At 59.9% G+C, this 18,458-nt stretch carries 13 protein-coding genes; 5 read left to right on the top strand and 8 right to left on the bottom strand.

What is annotated here, in order from left to right:
- The first annotated feature begins 27 nt into the window (after positions 1–27).
- From ACK6BI_RS03870 to guaA, 3 genes are all read left to right on the top strand, one after another.
- Entirely contained in the window at positions 28–576 is a 549-nt protein-coding gene (locus ACK6BI_RS03870; protein WP_409316068.1) for a sugar ABC transporter ATPase, read from the top strand.
- 115 nt (positions 577–691) lie between these two features.
- Positions 692–2,161 (top strand): IMP dehydrogenase, encoded by a 1,470-nt coding sequence (guaB, locus tag ACK6BI_RS03865; RefSeq protein WP_409316067.1) that lies wholly within the window; start codon positions 692–694, stop codon positions 2,159–2,161.
- A 99-nt stretch (positions 2,162–2,260) separates the two neighbouring features.
- On the top strand, positions 2,261–3,838 hold the full coding sequence (gene guaA / locus ACK6BI_RS03860; protein ID WP_065260477.1) for a glutamine-hydrolyzing GMP synthase: 1,578 nt from the start codon (positions 2,261–2,263) through the stop codon (positions 3,836–3,838).
- 130 nt (positions 3,839–3,968) lie between these two features.
- Here guaA and ACK6BI_RS03855 read toward each other — a convergent pair whose 3' ends face one another.
- Entirely contained in the window at positions 3,969–6,041 is a 2,073-nt protein-coding gene (locus ACK6BI_RS03855; protein WP_409316066.1) for a TerD family protein, read from the bottom strand.
- A 347-nt stretch (positions 6,042–6,388) separates the two neighbouring features.
- Positions 6,389–9,484 carry a membrane-targeted effector domain-containing toxin gene (locus ACK6BI_RS03850; protein ID WP_409316065.1) on the bottom strand — a complete coding sequence of 1,032 codons (3,096 nt, stop codon included), beginning with the start codon at positions 9,482–9,484 and terminating at the stop codon, positions 6,389–6,391.
- A gap of 197 nt (positions 9,485–9,681) precedes the next feature.
- Between ACK6BI_RS03850 and ACK6BI_RS03845 the strand changes: the two genes are divergently transcribed.
- Complete coding sequence (locus ACK6BI_RS03845; protein ID WP_409316064.1) at positions 9,682–11,058, top strand: multicopper oxidase family protein; 1,377 nt, start codon at positions 9,682–9,684, stop codon at positions 11,056–11,058.
- Entirely contained in the window at positions 11,058–11,555 is a 498-nt protein-coding gene (gene tadA, locus ACK6BI_RS03840; protein WP_409316063.1) for a tRNA adenosine(34) deaminase TadA, read from the top strand. The genes ACK6BI_RS03845 and tadA overlap by 1 nt, the downstream gene beginning before the upstream one ends.
- Before the next feature lie 122 nt (positions 11,556–11,677).
- On the opposite strand, the gene cmoB is transcribed toward tadA, so the two are convergent.
- From cmoB to ACK6BI_RS03810, 6 genes are all read right to left on the bottom strand, one after another.
- Positions 11,678–12,634 (bottom strand): tRNA 5-methoxyuridine(34)/uridine 5-oxyacetic acid(34) synthase CmoB, encoded by a 957-nt coding sequence (gene cmoB, locus ACK6BI_RS03835; protein WP_409316062.1) that lies wholly within the window; start codon positions 12,632–12,634, stop codon positions 11,678–11,680.
- Positions 12,631–13,338, bottom strand: a complete 708-nt coding sequence (cmoA, locus tag ACK6BI_RS03830) for a carboxy-S-adenosyl-L-methionine synthase CmoA (RefSeq protein ID WP_409316141.1) — start codon at positions 13,336–13,338, stop codon at positions 12,631–12,633. The genes cmoB and cmoA overlap by 4 nt, the downstream gene beginning before the upstream one ends.
- A gap of 222 nt (positions 13,339–13,560) precedes the next feature.
- Entirely contained in the window at positions 13,561–14,196 is a 636-nt protein-coding gene (locus ACK6BI_RS03825; protein ID WP_409316061.1) for a lysoplasmalogenase, read from the bottom strand.
- Between the two features lie 2 nt (positions 14,197–14,198).
- Entirely contained in the window at positions 14,199–14,591 is a 393-nt protein-coding gene (locus ACK6BI_RS03820) for a protease inhibitor I42 family protein (protein ID WP_409316060.1), read from the bottom strand.
- A 214-nt stretch (positions 14,592–14,805) separates the two neighbouring features.
- Positions 14,806–17,223 (bottom strand): endopeptidase La, encoded by a 2,418-nt coding sequence (gene lon / locus ACK6BI_RS03815; protein WP_409316059.1) that lies wholly within the window; start codon positions 17,221–17,223, stop codon positions 14,806–14,808.
- Positions 17,224–17,844: 621 nt separating this feature from the next.
- Positions 17,845–18,219 carry a DUF6124 family protein gene (locus ACK6BI_RS03810; RefSeq protein WP_065258705.1) on the bottom strand — a complete coding sequence of 125 codons (375 nt, stop codon included), beginning with the start codon at positions 18,217–18,219 and terminating at the stop codon, positions 17,845–17,847.
- Between the last annotated feature and the right edge of the window lie 239 nt (positions 18,220–18,458).

Raw genomic sequence — 18,458 nt, 5'->3', positions numbered from 1 at the left:
CATCCTTTGACGCAGCAGGCTTGCACCATGAACTCCCAAAGCATCATCGTCCCGAAAATCTCCAGCCTGCCGGTGCACGAGCCCCGGGCCCGGGCGATTCTGCGCTGGCTGGTGCGCAAGAACATCGTCAAGGAAGAGTTGAGCACCTGCGGACGCACCGGCAATCGCATGGCCTACGCCATCGCCGATGGCGCCCGCGCGGTGGTGCTGCATCCGGAGGCGCTGCCGTTCGGTGAGCCGATCAATGGCCTTGAGGTCATTACCAAGCGGTGCATCTATACCCCGGCCAAGGGCTTTCTCGAAGAGGCCGGTTGCGCCGAGTGCCGTCAGGAAATCGGTGAAGCGCTGTTCGAAAGCCTTGAAGACTGGATGCCGGGGCGCACCGACAACTTCACGTGCCCGGAATGCGGGCATGAAGATGACATAAACGGCTTTCTGTATTTGCAGGAGTGCGGGTTTTCCAACCTCGGTTTCATCTTCAACAACTGGCTGGAAGCGGGGTTCAAGCAGAGTTTTATCGACGAATTCGCCGACTGGCTGGATCAACCGGTGAGCTGGGTCAAGGTGGAGCTTTAGGGGGCGCTTTTTCCGTACATCAGCAACATTGATATAAGACAAGTTTTGCATTGAACCCGAGGGGGTGTCTGACTATAATGGCGCGCTTCCATTTTCCCGCCCGGGAGCCCCCGCGATGCTGCGTATCAGCCAAGAAGCTCTGACATTCGACGACATTCTCCTAGTGCCCGGTTATTCCGAGGTGCTTCCTAACGAAGTCAGTCTGAAGACCCGCCTTACCCGTGGCATCGAGCTGAACATTCCTCTGGTTTCTGCCGCCATGGACACCGTCACCGAAGCCCGTCTGGCAATTGCCATGGCTCAGGAAGGTGGCATCGGCATTATCCACAAGAACATGACCATCGAGCAGCAAGCTGCCGAAGTTCGCAAGGTCAAGAAGTTCGAAGCCGGTGTGGTCAAGGACCCGATCACCATCGAGGCTGACGCCACGGTACGTGATCTGTTCGAACTGACCCGCATGCACAACATTTCCGGCGTTCCGGTGCTGCACGATGGCGACCTGGTCGGCATCGTCACCTCCCGTGACGTGCGTTTCGAAACCCGTCTGGATGCCACCGTCCGTGAAGTGATGACGCCGAAAGAGCGTCTGGTCACTGTCCGCGAAGGCGCCGACAAGAACGAAGTCCGCGAGCTGCTGCACAAGCACCGTCTGGAAAAAGTCCTGATCGTCGATGACAAGTTCGCCCTCAAGGGCATGATGACCGTCAAGGACATCGAAAAGTCCAAGGCCTACCCGCTGGCCAGCAAGGACGACCAGGGTCGTCTGCGTGTCGGCGCTGCAGTCGGTACCGGCAAAGACACCGGTGACCGCGTTGCCGCCCTGGTCAATGCCGGCGTGGACGTGGTGGTGGTCGACACCGCTCACGGTCACTCCAAGGGTGTGATCGACCGCGTTCGCTGGGTCAAGGAGAATTTCCCTGAAGTGCAGGTGATCGGCGGCAACATCGCCACCGGCGCAGCCGCCAAGGCTCTGGCCGAAGCCGGCGCCGATGCCGTCAAGGTCGGTATCGGCCCGGGCTCGATCTGCACCACTCGTATCGTCGCCGGTGTCGGCGTTCCGCAAATCAGTGCCATCGCCAACGTTGCCGCTGCCCTTGAAGGCACCGGTGTTCCATTGATCGCAGACGGCGGCATCCGTTTCTCCGGTGACCTGTCCAAGGCCATCGTGGCCGGTGCGTCCTGCGTGATGATGGGTTCGATGTTCGCCGGTACCGAAGAGGCGCCGGGCGAGATCGAACTGTTCCAGGGGCGTTCCTACAAGGCTTACCGCGGCATGGGTTCGCTGGGCGCCATGTCTCAGGCTCAAGGCTCCTCCGACCGTTACTTCCAGGACTCCTCGGCCGGTGCCGAGAAGCTGGTTCCGGAAGGGATCGAGGGCCGTGTTGCTTACAAGGGCAGCCTGAGCGCGATCATTCACCAGTTGATGGGCGGTCTGCGTTCCTCGATGGGCTATACCGGCAGCGCCAACATCGAAGAGATGCGCACCAAACCCGAGTTTGTGCGGATCACCGGCGCCGGCATGGCCGAATCCCACGTCCATGACGTGCAGATCACCAAGGAAGCGCCAAACTACCGCGTAGGTTGAGGCTTCAAGCAAAACGCTAAATGACCGGGGCTGTTTTATTCAGCCCCGAGTTGTTTCTGAATCAAGACTGTTTCTGAATTACTTAGACGAGACTGAATCATGGCCCTCGACATTCACGCTCACCGCATCCTGATCCTCGACTTCGGTTCGCAATACACCCAACTGATCGCCCGCCGCGTGCGCGAGATCGGTGTGTACTGCGAACTGCACCCGTTCGACATGGACGAGGATGCGATCCGCGAATTCGCTCCAAAAGGCGTGATCCTCGCCGGCGGTCCCGAGTCCGTGCACGAAGCCAACAGCCCGCGCTGCCCGCAAGCGGTGTTCGATCTGGGCGTACCGGTCTTCGGTATCTGCTACGGCATGCAGACCATGGCCGAGCAACTGGGTGGCAAGGTTGAAGGCTCCGAGCTGCGTGAGTTCGGTTATGCCCGTGTTGACGTGGTCGGCAAGAGCCGCCTGCTCGACGGCATCGAAGACCACATCGACGCCGACGGCCTGTTCGGCCTTGATGTGTGGATGAGCCACGGTGACAAGGTCACCAAAATGCCGGGTGATTTCCATATCCTGGCCAGCACCCCGAGCTGCCCGATTGCCGGCATGTTCAATGACGAACGCGCTTACTACGGCGTGCAGTTCCACCCGGAAGTGACGCACACCAAGCAGGGCGGTCGCATCCTGTCGCGCTTCGTCCTCGACATCTGCGGCTGTGAAGCCCTGTGGACTCCGTCGAAGATCGCCGAAGACGCGATTGCCAACATCCGCGCCCAGGTCGGTACCGACAACGTGTTGCTGGGGCTGTCCGGCGGTGTGGACTCCTCGGTAGTTGCGGCACTGTTGCACAAGGCTATTGGCGATCAACTGACCTGCGTCTTCGTCGACAACGGCCTGCTGCGTCTGCATGAAGGCGACCAGGTGATGGCCATGTTCGCCGAGAACATGGGCGTCAAGGTGATCCGCGCCAACGCTGAGGACCAGTTCCTGAACAACCTGGCCGGCGAAGCCGACCCTGAGAAGAAGCGCAAGATCATCGGCCGCACCTTCATCGACGTGTTCGATGCCGAGTCCTGCAAGCTGAACAACATCAAGTACCTCGCCCAGGGCACCATCTACCCGGACGTGATCGAGTCGGCCGGCGCCAAGAGCGGCAAGGCCCACGTCATCAAGTCGCACCACAACGTGGGCGGCCTGCCGGAAGAGATGAACCTGAAACTGGTCGAGCCATTGCGCGAACTGTTCAAGGACGAAGTCCGCCGTCTGGGCCTGGAACTGGGCCTGCCGTACGACATGGTCTACCGTCACCCGTTCCCGGGCCCGGGCCTGGGAGTGCGGATCCTCGGTGAAGTGAAGAAGGAATACGCCGACCTGCTGCGTCGCGCCGACCACATCTTCATCGAAGAACTGCGCAAGGCCGACTGGTACCACAAGGTCAGCCAGGCCTTCGTCGTGTTCCAGCCGGTGAAATCGGTTGGCGTGGTCGGCGACGGCCGTCGTTACGCTTGGGTCGTTGCCCTGCGTGCCGTGGAAACCATCGACTTCATGACCGCTCGTTGGGCACACCTGCCTTACGAACTGCTGGAAACCGTGTCCGGCCGCATCATCAATGAAATCGAAGGCATCTCCCGCGTTACTTACGACGTATCGAGCAAGCCACCGGCGACGATTGAGTGGGAATGATCCCGAGCCGCGCTGTCTAGAGTTCGAGGTTGAATTCGCAGAGGCGCAAAAGGGGTTATAGAAAATGCCAGTCAGTTAATCTGACTGGCATTTTTTTTGGGGCGGGAAGTGGCGAGGCGGGCGCAGGTATTTAAAGGAACTGTGACCGAATCAAATCCGTATCGAACGGCGTTATCCCTTGATCAGGTGCAAACACCGCTTGTGCCTGCTGCGGCGAAGCCACTCGTTCGCCTCGTGCTCGTACATGCAAATCGAACAATGTCTCCAGATCAGGCCGTGGTGTATGCACCAAAGCCCGCAGCATCAACGATATTCCGCTGAGGTTGTTCCCGACATTGTTCCACCGAGGAGCTGCGGTCAGTCCCAGGTCGGCCCAGATCACGCGCTGCTCCTGCAAGTCCATCACGAATGGCAGGCAGATTTGTGTATCGGATGCGATATCGATACGATCGAACACGGTTCGCGGTTCGAATACTTCGCCCGATGCCGTATCGGTGCGGGCCATCCAGCCAGCGAAGCATTCTGGAAGATCGCAGTACGGTTGTTGGGTGTACGAGTTGATGGATGTGACGACATAACGGATACCCTTCTCGACGAGGACTTCAAGGTCCAGGTCGATGAATTCCGAAGCCCCTTCGGGCGCGTCGACGATGTCGCCGCTGTGGCAGCCGCCGTAGTCTCTCAGGTTGTAGTACGCAACCGTTTCTCTGAACACGAAGTTGGCATCGAAAAAAGCGGCGGACAAATCGATGTCCGTGCGTGAACGACCGTTTTTCCACCAAAGGAACAGACGGATGAAACGTGTGTCAGGCATCGGCAATCGGCTGCCCCGCACCAGTGTACGTAGCGATTTCGAAGACGCGCGTTGTGCCAACGGTACCCTGAATTCGCTTAATTCCGGATCGATGTAACAGCGACCCAATGGCGGTAGTGTCGCAAAACGCGATACCAGAGCGTCCTCGCAGATTCGGGCTGCACGAGCCAGCACCTCGGATGCGAGAGGCTCTCGATCATCCTTGATGCCATAGACTTTGGCGAAGGAACCTTTCGGTGTGAACGCCCGAAGAGGCAAGGGGCGCGGCGCACGTGACTGGGCCAGCAACTGCAGCAGGACAGGCGAGGACACTTGTGCCGCAACAGACTCGAACGCATCGAGGACCGGCTCTGGTTCCGTCGCGCGCCGTAGGGTCGCGTCCAGCCGTCGTGCGAACTCACCGGGACGACTCTGCAGCAAGGGCACAAGCTCGGCAATATCACGCTGGGCGAACAGTGTTTCGACCCGTGAACCAAACGAAGCTGGCGCTTCATTGCGACGTGCTGCGGTGATGGCGGCCAGCGCTCTTGGGTATTTATCGGCGTAATCGCCCGGATGAAGTACTTCAGCCAGGCGTTTCCATCGCTCGGCTTGCCGCATCACGTCTTCTATAGCGTTGGGTATTCGATCGAGCAGTCTCAGAAGTAGACGGCGCATCGAACGCTTCATCGCTTTGAAACGTGTCGTAGCGGTCGCCAGTGACACGTCTCCTCCTTTCAACGCGACTGCGAGTCGTAATACGTCGGTTGCCGTCTCCACATTTCGCTCCAGGAATGCGTTCACCCGTGCATCACCGGGTACATGCTGGATCAGTGCCCCGCCGACCTGTGCCCGGATCTCCCGGAACGGGATGGCTTCAGGTAGCAGACGGAACACATCACCTTTGTACTCACGGATGAACCAGATGACATCGGCCGCTTCCTCTTCGGAGAGCGAGGTGCGTGATGAAACCAGCGGCTCAAGCAGTGACTCGAACTCAGGGAGATGTCCCGGTTCGATAACCCAAGGTATGAAGTTGCCTTCAAGCAGTGGAGGCCGAGATCCTTCAGTCGCTGGTAAACGTCGAAGCGTGAGGTAATGCAGGACAGCGTTCAGGTACAGATCGGCCTCCGAGGCCGTCAGAACCTGCTCTGGAAAGTCGGGATAAAACGGTCGGTGGTGCACATGAGCGCCACTCCTGCGCCGAAGAACTCCAACAATGTCACACAACCAATACTTGAGTTCTGTCGCCGACAACAGGCCGATTTGTTCAATCAGAGGCTCTGACAGTACGCACCGGAACGCTGCGATTTCCCGGACAGCCGACGCGACCTGAGCGCGGGTGGCACCGCCAGTGCCCATCGGGACGTGAACTTTGCTACGGCGACGCAGGAACAGCTCCTGATTCATGCTTGATTTTCTCCTTTGGTCGTCGTCGTGAGCGAGCTGCAGCATCGTGTCTACAGCGGATATGAAAACGCCTGCTGGGAGCAGGCGCGGTGTGGAGAGCGGAACCCCTAGTTCATAGGGTTTAGAAGGAAGGTGTTCCATAGCCACGCCGGCATTCTACGTAAGGTTTTTGTTTTTTGTCAGTTGCTTTGCATTTGAAAGGTAACAAGCTGCTTCACCCGGTATAAAGGACAATGTTGAGTATGGGCCACCATTGAGTGGGAATGATCCCTCCATACAGGATGCATTGACACAGTCAAAAACCCTGGCTTCGGCCAGGGTTTTTTTTCGTCTGCCTGGAGGACAGATCAAGCAGGAAGTCGACTTTGCAACTGCAGTCCGAGCTGCTTCAGTGCGCTGGACAATTGCTCAAGGCTCTCGAAGGGGACGCGGTGTACCGAACCCCAGGATGGACGGTCGATGTAATAGCGGCCATCGGCGAACGTCTGGACAGGGGTCTGTACAATCTCGCCGTTGACACTCCGGTGAAATAATCGAAAGGCGCCTTGTGAACGCTCGAATACATACATGCCTGCGCGATAAAGCAGTCGGTGTATTTGCAGCTCGGTGCGGCTGACCGGTGCTGCTTCCATTTGCAGAAGCACATCGGCGTAGAGGGTTTCGAGCATCCCTTGTTGTGTGAGCGTCTGTGAATGGGGACCCCGTTCGATGTCGATACCCGGGTCGGTTGTCAAACGTTCTCCATGGCCGGGGTCGACCTCTTCAATCCGCAGGCCGATACCGCCTTCCAGTTCGCTGATGCCCGCGACGCCTCTGAACGTATTGGTATTTTCCACCCCTGTCAGTACCACCCATTTGCCGACATCGTTCATGGTTTTATCCAGGAACATGATGTCGGCTGTCAGGTGATTGGTGATGATCTGCTCCTCGGGCAGCGTGAGTGAAACAGGCTTTTTGTAGGTTGCCGCACAATCGGTGGCCTGAATTCGAATACCGTTTTGCCTGGCGCTTTTCACCAGCGCCAGTTCATCAAACTGTTCGGCCGGATCCGTGCCGAGTCGACTCAGATATTGCTGCAGGTCATCGGACATGACACCGGATCTGAAGTAGGCATTGAGGTCGGCCTGGGCAAAGTCGCTGAGCAGTCGGCGCACATATAGCGTTCTGACGCCCTGGCGTGCCAGGGCGGGCATGTTTTCAATCATCAGTCGCATGCTGGTGATACGGCCCGGCGTTTCGCCGATGACCAGCCCGCGCGCTTGCTCGAGAGCCTGGGCTGTGAAGTCCGTGAAACTAGTTGATGAGCTGAGCGCAGGAATCTGCGGACGCGGCGGCAGGTTCTCCCAGGGTAGATTCTTGTAGAAGCGTCTGGCGGAGAGCTGAAGGGCGCGGGACTTCTCGGCGAAATAGAGTGCATAACGATCCGGAGCGACCAGGCTGCCGTCGGGCCCCACTCGCAGTTGAATGTGGGTTTCACGAAGATTCAGGGCCCATCGCCGCAGTTCGAGCTCACGTTGCGGGTCTACTGCGTAAGGTGTTCTGATCAGGCGAATGGCGTTCGATGTCGAGGGCTGAGGTTCGGCCGGCAAAGGGGGGGACGGTTCAGGTGGCGTGACGGGGTGTTCCTGCTCTTGGGGCGATGGCGTGCGTGTCTCAGGCTCAAGTGCCACATCTACAGCGCATTGTCTGCCCAGGCACTGACCACCCCCCTTCAGGCCCAATCGGGTCATGCGCTCCCAGATGCCTTCACTGTTCAATCGCACGGGTATTGCGTGGATCAGTTGATTGGGTTTTGCCGGATCGATGATCGCCCAGAATCCACCACCCCGGGACTCGCTGAAGTAGCGCACGTAATAGGCTGTGTCATTCATCAGGATGGCGAAGGGCGGGTCGGTGTTCAGTCTGTAGATTCCCTGATATTTGCCGGGCTCGGAAACCGGATCCATCGCGTCCAGTATTTCGTTGGACTGAAAGTGTGGCGGGATCTCTCGGACCTGCACGGTTTCGGAGATCGCCGGGGGCAACTCCTGCGCAACAGGCAGAATCTCGTTCGGTTCCTCTGATTCGACCTCTGCCGGGGCCGCGGTTTCTGCCAGTCCGTCTGTCTCGGCGGCCTCGGAAGGCACATCAAGCTCTGGCAGTGCAGTAGAGACCATCAGAAACGGAATGTTGAACAGCGCGTCGATACCGCTGAGGATGGCTCCCAAAATGCCTTCCTTGCGCTCCTCGGAAGTCTTGCCATTGACCGCCTTGTCAATGTTCAGTCCCATATCGGCGAAGCTGGCGCCAATCACCGGCAATGCCACCGGCCAGCCCACGACGGCCATCGGCCCGAACACCTTCAGGCCAACGCTCAGGTAGCCGATCCAGAGTTTCTTGCGCAGAGCGCCATTGGAGGTCAAGGCCAGATCGGCTTCGGCGAACATCGCGTGGCGAACGGATTCGCGTAACCAACTGAAAATATCCGTCGTGACCGCATGGCTGGTTTGATTGACCAGAGAATGATCGGAATGCCCCCAGGTACTGACCAGCCGATTCATCAGGCCGCTGATGTTCTCGGCCATCGATTGTCGATCAGCCAGCGAGAAATGCTGGAGGAACAGTTCGCGAGGCGCTTTTTCGTTCAGCTGCTGCAATGCCCACCAATGCAGGTCGGTGGGTGTGTCCAACACATGAAACGCTTCGCTGTCGCCAGGTATGTAAACGATTTGCCGCCCGCTCGGGGTCACGAAACGCAGGATGTCCGTGGCAATGTGCCCGTCGATTTCCAGGGCGTACACGCGAATGTCCTGTCCGATTTCGGATTCGCTCTGCAGGGTGTGCAGGTCGATGGGCCAGGTCAACGGCCCGACGATCGCATTGATCGTCGTCCGAAAATCCTCATCGCTCAGGTGCCCGTGTTCCCTGGCTTCGATGGCTTTGGAGAGAAAGTTGGATTTTGCCAGGCTGCGAAACTGGCTGGCGTAACGGTCCCAGAATGTTTGCAGTTCGTTGCGATAACGTTCGCTGAAATTGATATTCCAGAAGTCATTCAGCACCTCATTGCCATGCAGTCGTACTTCATTGGTGGCATCGAAGTTTTCGGCATCCGGTCCTGCGGTATAGAAGCCCCCGTACAGATCCAGCAGGTCGGCATTGTCCTGGTCGGTGACGCGAAACCGGTGAATCACCAACTGCGTGAGTGTCAGGCTTTCGTAGGGTTTCTCATGGTAATGCTGCCATCCGGTGAAGGACACCGACAGGCTTTGAGCAGCCTTGAACCGGTGATAGTAGACGTGATCGGGGTCGAGGCCGATTACACCATGCTTGTGGAGTATTTCAGTGGCGACCCGGCGGGCCGAATCATTCAGGCTGGGACAGGTATTCACCACCTCAGTGGCCATGGTCTCCAGGGCAGCCTTGTCGGCTGAATTGGGCAGTGGTCGGTTTTCTGTCGGACTCATATGCTCTGATCCTTGAGTGAGAGCACAGGAGAATGAGCCATCGTCCAATGGGCGGTGTGGTAATCAATGACTACCCGACGCCCTGGAATCTGCGGCCATCCGCCGCGCTGCCCTTACTGTTTCGCAATCGCAGGTGTATCGTATTCGCCTTTTGCGGGCGTACTGGCCCGTGGCTGATACGTGAGGTAGTTGTGTCCATGTCCTTTACCCGTCGACAAATTCTCGGTGGCCTGGCCGGTCTTGCAGTGGTGGGCGCGGGAGCCGGTGGTGCGACGCGGTACTGGCTGGGCAAGGTGGCTGATGCCAATGCCGGGCATGACTACGAGTTGATCGCCGCACCGCTGGACGTCGAGCTGGTGCCAGGACACAAGACTGAAGCCTGGGCGTTCGGTCCCTCGGCGCCAGGCACCGAATTGCGGGTGCGTCAGGGCGAATGGCTGCGGGTGCGTTTCATCAACCACTTGCCGGTGGCGACGACCATTCACTGGCACGGCATCCGCCTGCCGCTGGAGATGGACGGCGTACCTTACGTCTCGCAACTGCCGGTGCTGCCGGGTGAATATTTCGATTACAAGTTCCGTGTGCCGGACGCCGGCAGCTACTGGTATCACCCGCACGTCAGCAGCAGCGAAGAACTCGGGCGCGGGCTGGTCGGGCCGTTGATCGTCGAGGAGCGCGAGCCGACCGGGTTCAAGTACGAAAAGACCCTGAGCCTGAAGAGCTGGCACGTCGATGAAGAAGGCAACTTCGTCGAATTCAGCATTCCGCGCGAAGCGGCCCGTGGCGGTACGGCGGGGCGGCTGGCGACCATCAATGGCGTGCCGTCGCCGGTGATCGAGTTGCCGGCCGGGCAGATCACCCGGGTGCGTTTGCTCAACCTCGACAACACCTTGACCTATCGCATCAACATTCCCGGCGTCGAAGCGCAGATCTACGCGCTGGACGGCAACCCGGTCGAACCCCGGCCATTGGGCAAGGAATACTGGCTCGGCCCGGGCATGCGGATTTGCCTGGCGATCAAGGCGCCGCCGGCGGGTGAAGAGCTTTCGCTGCGCAATGGCCCTGTGCGTCTGGGCACCTTGCGTTCGGTGGCCAACACCGACGCGCCAACAGAGTGGCCGAAGGCTTTGCCGGCCAACCCGGTGGCCGAGCCGGATCTGGCCAATGCCGAGAAACTCAACTTCAATTTCGAATGGGTCGGCTCGGTGTCGGTGAATGTCGACAACGGCAAGCCGCCGAGCCTGTGGCAGATCAACGGCAAGGCCTGGGACATCACCGACAAGACCTGCGCCGATCGGCCGATCGCCAGCCTGAAACTGGGCCAGAGTTACATTTTCGAACTGAAGAACATGACTCAGTACCAGCACCCGATTCACCTGCACGGCATGAGTTTCAAGGTGATTGCCTCGAACCGGCACAAGATCGTGCCGTATTTCACCGACACTTACCTGCTGGGCAAGAACGAGCGTGCGCAAGTGGCGCTGGTGGCGGATAACCCGGGGGTGTGGATGTTCCACTGCCACGTGATCGACCACATGGAAACCGGCCTGATGGCCGCCATCGAGGTGAAGTGATGCGCCAGATTCGCCCCGCGGCGATCATCGACCGCAGCCGTGACCGCGATTTCATGCGCGAAGCCCTGACCCTGGCTGCGCAAGGTGCCGCCCTCGGCGAGGTGCCGGTGGGCGCTGTGCTGGTGCAGGACGGCGAAATCATCGGTCGTGGTTTCAATTGCCCGATCAGTACCAGCGACCCGAGCGCACACGCAGAAATGGTTGCGATCCGTGCCGCTGCGCAAACGGTGGATAACTATCGTCTGCCGGGCAGCACGCTGTACGTGACCCTCGAACCCTGCAGCATGTGCGCCGGACTGATCGTGCATTCGCGGGTTGCTCGCGTGGTGTACGGCGCGCTGGAGCCCAAGGCCGGGATTGTGCAGAGTCAGGGGCAGTTCTTCACTCAGGGCTTTCTCAACCATCGAGTGTTGTATGAAGGCGGGGTGCTGGCGCAGGAGTGCGGGGCGGTGTTGACCGAGTTCTTCCGGGCACGGCGTGCAAAACCCGCAGACTGAATACAAAACCAATGTGGGAGCGAGCCTGCTCGCGATCGCGGTCTGAGATTCAATACTTCGGTGTCTGTCAGATCCAATCGCGAGCAGGCTCGCTCCCACAGTTTTTTGAGTGTTCGGAGAAATTATTTCTTCGCGACAATTACGGCCCGCATCGGCGCCGGCAGCCCTTCGATGGTCTTGCTGTGATCTGCCGGATCCAGAAAGTCACTCAGCGACTGATACTTCATCCACTCGGTACTGCGCTGTTCCTTAACCGTGGTGAAACTCACGTCCACGCAACGCACATCGCTGAAACCGGCGCGTCGCAGCCACAACTCCAGCGCCGGCACCGACGGCAGGAACCACACGTTGCGCATCTGCGCGTAACGGTCTTCCGGCACCAGCACCTGATGCCTGTCGCCTTCGACCACCAGCGTCTCCAGCACCAGTTCGCCGCCCTTCACCAGGCAATCCTTCAGTGCCAGCAAATGTTCGATTGGCGAGCGACGGTGATAGAACACACCCATGGAAAACACCGTGTCGAAGCCTTCCAGATTCGGCGGCAGGTCTTCGAACGGGAACGGCAAATGCCAGGCATTCGGCTCCGACAGATAGCGCTGCACCGCCTGGAACTGGCAGAAGAACAGCCAGTTCGGATCGACGCCAATCACACTGTCGGCACCGGCGCCGAGCATGCGCCACATGTAGTAGCCGTTGCCGCACCCGACATCGAGAATGCGCTTGCCCTTCAGATCCAGATGCGGAGAAACCCGCGACCACTTCCAGTCCGAGCGCCACTCGGTGTCGACGTGCACACCGAACAGGTCGAACGGCCCCTTGCGCCAAGGCGATAAACCCATCAGCGCGGTGCGCATCTGTGCGCGGGTTTCGGCGTCGCAATCGGTGTCGAGTTTCAGGCCGTCGAGCAGGTCGACTTCGGTCGGCTGGATCTTCGGCAAAGCGTCCAGCGCACTTTGCCAGCGCTCCAGATCGCCGTGGCCCTTCTCCATTTTCCGGTCGAGCTGCACTTGCAGGGTGCTGGCCCACTCGGCCAGCGGTGTGCCGGCCAAGCGGCGGGCGAGGGGGGACAGATCAATCATGGTAAGGCAATCAACGAGGCAAAGTTAAGGCACTGGAACCACGGCACGACTTTCGAGAACCCGGCAGCCAGCAGGCGCTCGCGGTGTTCTTCGAGGCTGTCGGGCTTCATGACGTTTTCGATGGCGCTGCGCTTCTGGGCGATTTCCAGTTCGCTGTAACCGTTGGCGCGTTTGAACGCGACGTGCAGGTCGGTCAGCAGTGCGTGTTCATCGGCATCGTTGAAGCGCAGCTTCTCCGACAGGATCAGCGCGCCGCCCGGCAACAACGACTGGCGAATGCGCGACAGCAACGCCGTGCGCTGCTCCGGGGCAATGAATTGCAGGGTGAAGTTCATCGCCACCACCGAGGCCGGTTTGAAGTCGAGGGCGAGGATGTCGCCTTCGATCACCTCGACCGGCAGCAACTCCTGGAACATCGAGTCCTGACCGTTGAGGTACTCGCGGCAGCGCTCGACCATCGCCGCCGAGTTGTCCACCGCGATCACCCGGCAACCGTCGGTACGCACATGGCGACGCAGGGCCTGGGTAACGGCCCCCAGCGAGGCACCGAGGTCATAGAGCACGCTGTTCGGCTGGGCAAACTGCGCCGCGAGCACGCCGAGGTTCTCGACGATGGTCGGGTAACCTGGCACCGAACGCTTGATCATGTCCGGGAACACCCGCACCACGTCCTCGTTGAAGGCGAAGTCAGGCACCTGGGCCATCGGCTGGGCGAAAATGCGATCGGGTTCTTTGCTCACGGCGGTTCCGGCGGTGTCGATGAAAAGGCCGGCATTTTAGCCAAACTGGCGCGCAGATGCGCGGCTTGTCTGATAAACCGGAGCGTTGCCGGAATCTGCCTTGACAGGCACATGGCCTTCGCGAGCAGGCTCGCTCCCACAGGGGATCGCGGTCTACCTGTGGGAGCGAGCCTGCTCGCGAATAATTCAGCGCGGTTTCTGAGAGAACGACGAAGCAGCAATGCCCCACTGCCCGAGCCAGTAGCTGAGAATGATGACGTACGGTGCGGCGTGGAACGGTGCGACAAACCGGTCGATGCCGATCACGCTGTCAGAGAACACGAACGCCACCGCACCACCGGCCGCGAGCAACGCCGATCGCTGCGGTACACCACTGCCGAGGCGAGCCAGGGCGCGCCAGAGCATGGCGCTGATGGCGGTGCCGTAGACGATCACCGGTACGGTCAACGGCCCGAGTCCGCTGCTGATCAATATGCCCAACAGCACGGCGCCAACGCCAAGCGCAAGCACCAGCGGCAACACGGCCAGACGCCGGCAATCGCTCAGGTATGCCTTGAGATACGCAAGATGCGCCACCAGAAACGCACCCAGGCCAAACACGAACAGATCCCCCGGCCACGCCAGCAGCACATCGCCGAGCAAAGAGAAAATCAGGCCCAGACTGATCCAGCGGCGATAGTCACTCGGCGGCGCATCATGCAGCCAGCCCAGCAGCGCCAATACCGGCAGTGGCTTCACCAGCAGACAAAGCAGCGCCGCATGAGTGCTGACGCCGTATAGAAAAGTCGCTGCGCCCATCAGCGCGAGGATCAGCCAGCCCACGATCAGTTCACCGAGATCGCGCAGTCGAAGGTTTCCACCGGCTCGACTTCAGGCTCCCAGGGTTGCTGCGATGTCAGGCGCAGGCGCCCCGTGCCGGTGGCAAAGGCCTGGAAGCGCCAGGTGGAGAAACCGCCTGAGCCGACCATGCCGGAGTCTTTCGGACTGCTGTAAACCTCGGGGCTCAGTGCACGCAGTACGCCGCCGGCCGAGTCTTGAATGGCCCAGCGGTAGCCGGTGGTGGGGTTGCTTGGCAGCATGACGGTGAGGTTTTGCCCGTTGGTCAGCCGCACCGGACATTCGCTCTGTTTTTCCACGGTCACGTTGGTTTTCGGTTGCGTGGCGCAGGCGGCCAGCAGGGCGAGGGACAGGGGGACAAACAGGCGAGTGGGGGACATGGATTCAGTGGCTCCGGCGTTGGCGACGAACGGCGAGCATAACTGAAGATGAGACAAAGTGTGACAGCCGGGGAGGCGTCGTTTGTGACGACGCCTTCGCGAGCAGGCTCGATCCCACAATGGTCCGTGACGAACACATACCTTGTGCTGCTCGCCAAAAAACTGTGGGAGCGAGCCTGCTCGCGAAAGCGGTGGTCCAGGCGCTACCGAGCTGTCAGAAAAGCACCTTCGCCACATCCGCAAACTTCTTGGCGAAATGTACGGTGATGCCTTCCTTCAAGTAATCCGGCAGCTCTTCGAAGTTGCCGCGATTCGCCTCCGGCAAAATCAGCTCGAAAATCTTCTGCCGCCGCGCCGCAATCACCTTCTCGCGCACGCCGCCAATCGGCAGCACGTGCCCGGTCAGTGTCAGCTCACCGGTCATGGCCACACCTTTTTTCGGCGGCTGATTACGCGCCAGCGAGAGCAGGGCACTGGCCATGGTCACCCCGGCGCTCGGGCCGTCTTTCGGCGTTGCGCCTTCCGGCACATGCAGATGGACGAAGGCTTCGTCGAAGAACTTCGGATCGCCACCAAAGGATTTGAGGTGCGAACTGACGTAGCTGTAGGCGATCTCCGCCGACTCTTTCATCACATCGCCCAGTTGCCCGGTGAGTTTGAAACCGCGATTGAACGTGTGAATCCGCGTGGCTTCGATCGGCAGGGTCGCGCCGCCCATGCTGGTCCAGGCCAGACCGGTGATCACACCGGTGCCGGACAGCACTTGTTCGTTGCGGAACACCGGATGACCGAGGGACGCTTCGAGGTCTTTCGGCCCGAGCTTGATCACCGCTTTCGGATCGTCGATCAGTTTCATGACTGCCTTGCGCACCAGTTTGCCCAGCTGCTTTTCCAGCTGACGCACGCCGGCTTCACGGGCGTAGCCGTCGATCAGCGCCTTGAGCGCGCTGTCGCTGATGCTCAGGCTGCCCTTGGACACGCCGGCCTTTTCCAGCAGTTTCGGCCACAGGTGACGCTTGGCGATGGCGACTTTTTCTTCAGTGATATAGCCCGACAGGCGAATCACTTCCATCCGGTCCAGCAACGGGCCGGGAATCGAATCCAGGGTGTTGGCGGTGCAGACGAACAGGACTTTCGACAGGTCCATCCGCAGGTCGAGGTAGTGGTCGAGAAATTCGACGTTCTGTTCCGGGTCGAGAGTTTCCAGCAGCGCCGAGGCCGGGTCGCCCTGGTAGCTCTGGCCCATCTTGTCGATCTCGTCGAGCATGATCACCGGGTTCATCACTTCGACATCTTTCAGCGCCTGCACGAGTTTGCCCGGCTGCGCACCGATGTAGGTGCGGCGGTGGCCCTTGATTTCGGCTTCGTCACGCATGCCGCCGACGCTGAAGCGGTAGAACGGCCGGCCGAGGGATTCGGCGATGGACTTGCCGACACTGGTCTTGCCCACGCCCGGCGGGCCGACCAGCAGCACGATGGAACCGCTGATCTCGCCTTTGTAGGCGCCGACGGCGAGGAATTCGAGGATCCGGTCCTTGATGTCGTCGAGGCCGGCGTGGTGTTTGTCCAGCACCTTGCGCGCGTGCTTGAGGTCGATCTTGTCTTCGCCGTACACGCCCCACGGCACCGAGGTCGCCCAGTCGAGGTAGTTGCGGGTGACCGCGTACTCCGGCGATCCGGTCTCGAGGATCGACAGCTTGTTCATCTCTTCTTCGAGGCGCTTCTGCACCTGCGTCGGCAGGACCTTGCCTTCCAGACGCTGCTCGAACTGTTCGAGGTCGGCACTGCGGTCGTCCTTGGTCAGGCCCAGCTCCTGCTGGATGACCTTGAGCTGCTCCTTGAGGAAGAACTCGCGCTGATGCTCGCCGATCTTGCGGTTCACTTCGGCGGAGATCTCTTTTTGCAGGCGCGCGACTTCGACTTCCTTGCGCAGCATCGGCAGGACTTTTTCCATGCGCTTGAGCATCGGCACGCAGTCGAGCACTTCCTGCAGTTCATTGCCGGTCGCCGACGTGAGGGCGGCGGCGAAGTCGGTCAGCGGCGACGGATCGTTGGGGCTGAAGCGGTTGAGGTAGTTCTTCAGCTCTTCGCTGTACAGCGGGTTGAGCGGCAGCAGTTCCTTGATTGCGTTGATCAGCGCCATGCCGTAGGCCTTGACTTCGTCGGTCGGCTCGGTGGGCTGGTGCGGGTATTCGACTTCCACCAAGTACGGCGGACGATGGTGCTTGAGCCAGGTCTTGATGCGCACACGGCTCAGGCCCTGGGCGACGAATTGCAGTTTGCCGTTTTCGCGGCTGGCGTGGTGCACCTTGACCAGGGTGCCGTACTGCGGCAATGCCTTGGTGTCGAAGTGGCGCGGATCTTCCTGGGGCGTGTCCATGAAAAACAGGGCCAGGGAGTGGTGTTCGGATTTGCTGACCAGTTCGAGGGTTTCGGCCCAGGGTTCTTCGTTGACGATGACCGGCAGCACTTGCGCGGGAAAGAACGGGCGGTTGTGGATCGGGATGATGTAGACCTTGTCCGGCAGGTTCTGGCCGGGCAGGGCCAGGCCCTTGCCGGGGACGTGATGTTCGATGTGGTCGGTTTCGGTGTAGTCGTCGGGGTTCTCGGGGAATTCTTGCTGGTCGCTCATGGGGCACCTGCGCAATGGGGTATGGGTCTTAGATGGGGCAGGGTTTTGCTGGTTTCAATGGGGGTGGGTGTTTCTGGTTGTGTGTTCAGGGTTTTGACAGGGTTTTGGGGGTTGGCCTTGGCGGCCTTTGGGCCGACCAGGCTGTTTGGGTTTTGGGTGAATATCCGTTTCTGCGGGTGTTGCGGCCGGCGGTTTCGCCCTTACGGCGAGTCCCTTTTGGCAAACGCCCCAAAAGGAACCAAAAGGTCTGAGCCCCAACGTTCGGCACCTCGCTGTGGCTCGGTGTTCCTTCGTTCCGGGATTCATCCGGGGGCATCGCCTACGGTTTGCTTCGCTGCACCTCCTCTCGATGCATGCGGCTGCGCCGCACGGTCGCTGCGCTCCCACCCCCGGATAAATCCCTCCACTCAGCCTGCCGACGGGGCCAGCACGTCAAAAGCGGTACTTGAGCTAACGCTCATCGTGTTGAGTGGTGAGATGCGAAAGGCGAAGGGCGACGGAGTGCTTTTGCTTTGATCGTTCCCACGCTCCGCGTGGGAATGCAGCCCGGGACGCTCCGCGTCCCAATCGATCTGCCAGCGAATGCGTCTGTCGCTGGCAGGTCGGTTTCTTCTGGGCGGCTCAGCTGTGTGTTGGGTAACGCTGTACTTCGACGTTATCCAGCACCCGATTCACCGCCAGCTCAGCCAGCATGATGATTTGCTGAATGGCCAGAATCGTCCGCCGTTGCGGGAGGTCGATGTGTGCGGCGATGTCGCTGGTCATGAGGTTGGCCTGTGCCAGTGATTCGCAGGCGTGGACCAGCAGGCTTTCGCTGTCCTGATCGGGTGCGACCTGGAACATGGTGCTGGGTTTATGGAAGCGCAGGGTGGTGGCGTTGGGTTTCAGGTAGTGGTCGAGGGCGCGTTCGGCGGCTTCGTGGAGTTTTTTGGAATCTGGCGATTCGTAGGGCGATGCGTCGTTTGATTCGGGGGGATTGGGTGTTGGTTTTTTCATTTTTTACTCCTCAGGAATGGGTCCATTCCTCTAATTGCCGCGACGCAAAAAGAGGGGTGGCAGCTGTACGCGGGTTCGCGGACCGACCTGAGGCATTCGGCATACCCGAAGGTATCCCGCGCACAGCCACCATAAACAAGCACTTGAGGTGCTGCTGTTAAGCGGCGGCAATTATGCCTCAGAAGTCGGGCCGCGACGCCCCATCGCTGAATTTGCAGCGACCCCAAAAGCCTATCCAC

This window comes from Pseudomonas sp. KCJK9016, assembly GCF_046231795.1.
Lineage (GTDB): Bacteria > Pseudomonadota > Gammaproteobacteria > Pseudomonadales > Pseudomonadaceae > Aquipseudomonas > Aquipseudomonas bananamidigenes.
This window is presented reverse-complemented; position numbering and strand designations above follow the sequence as displayed.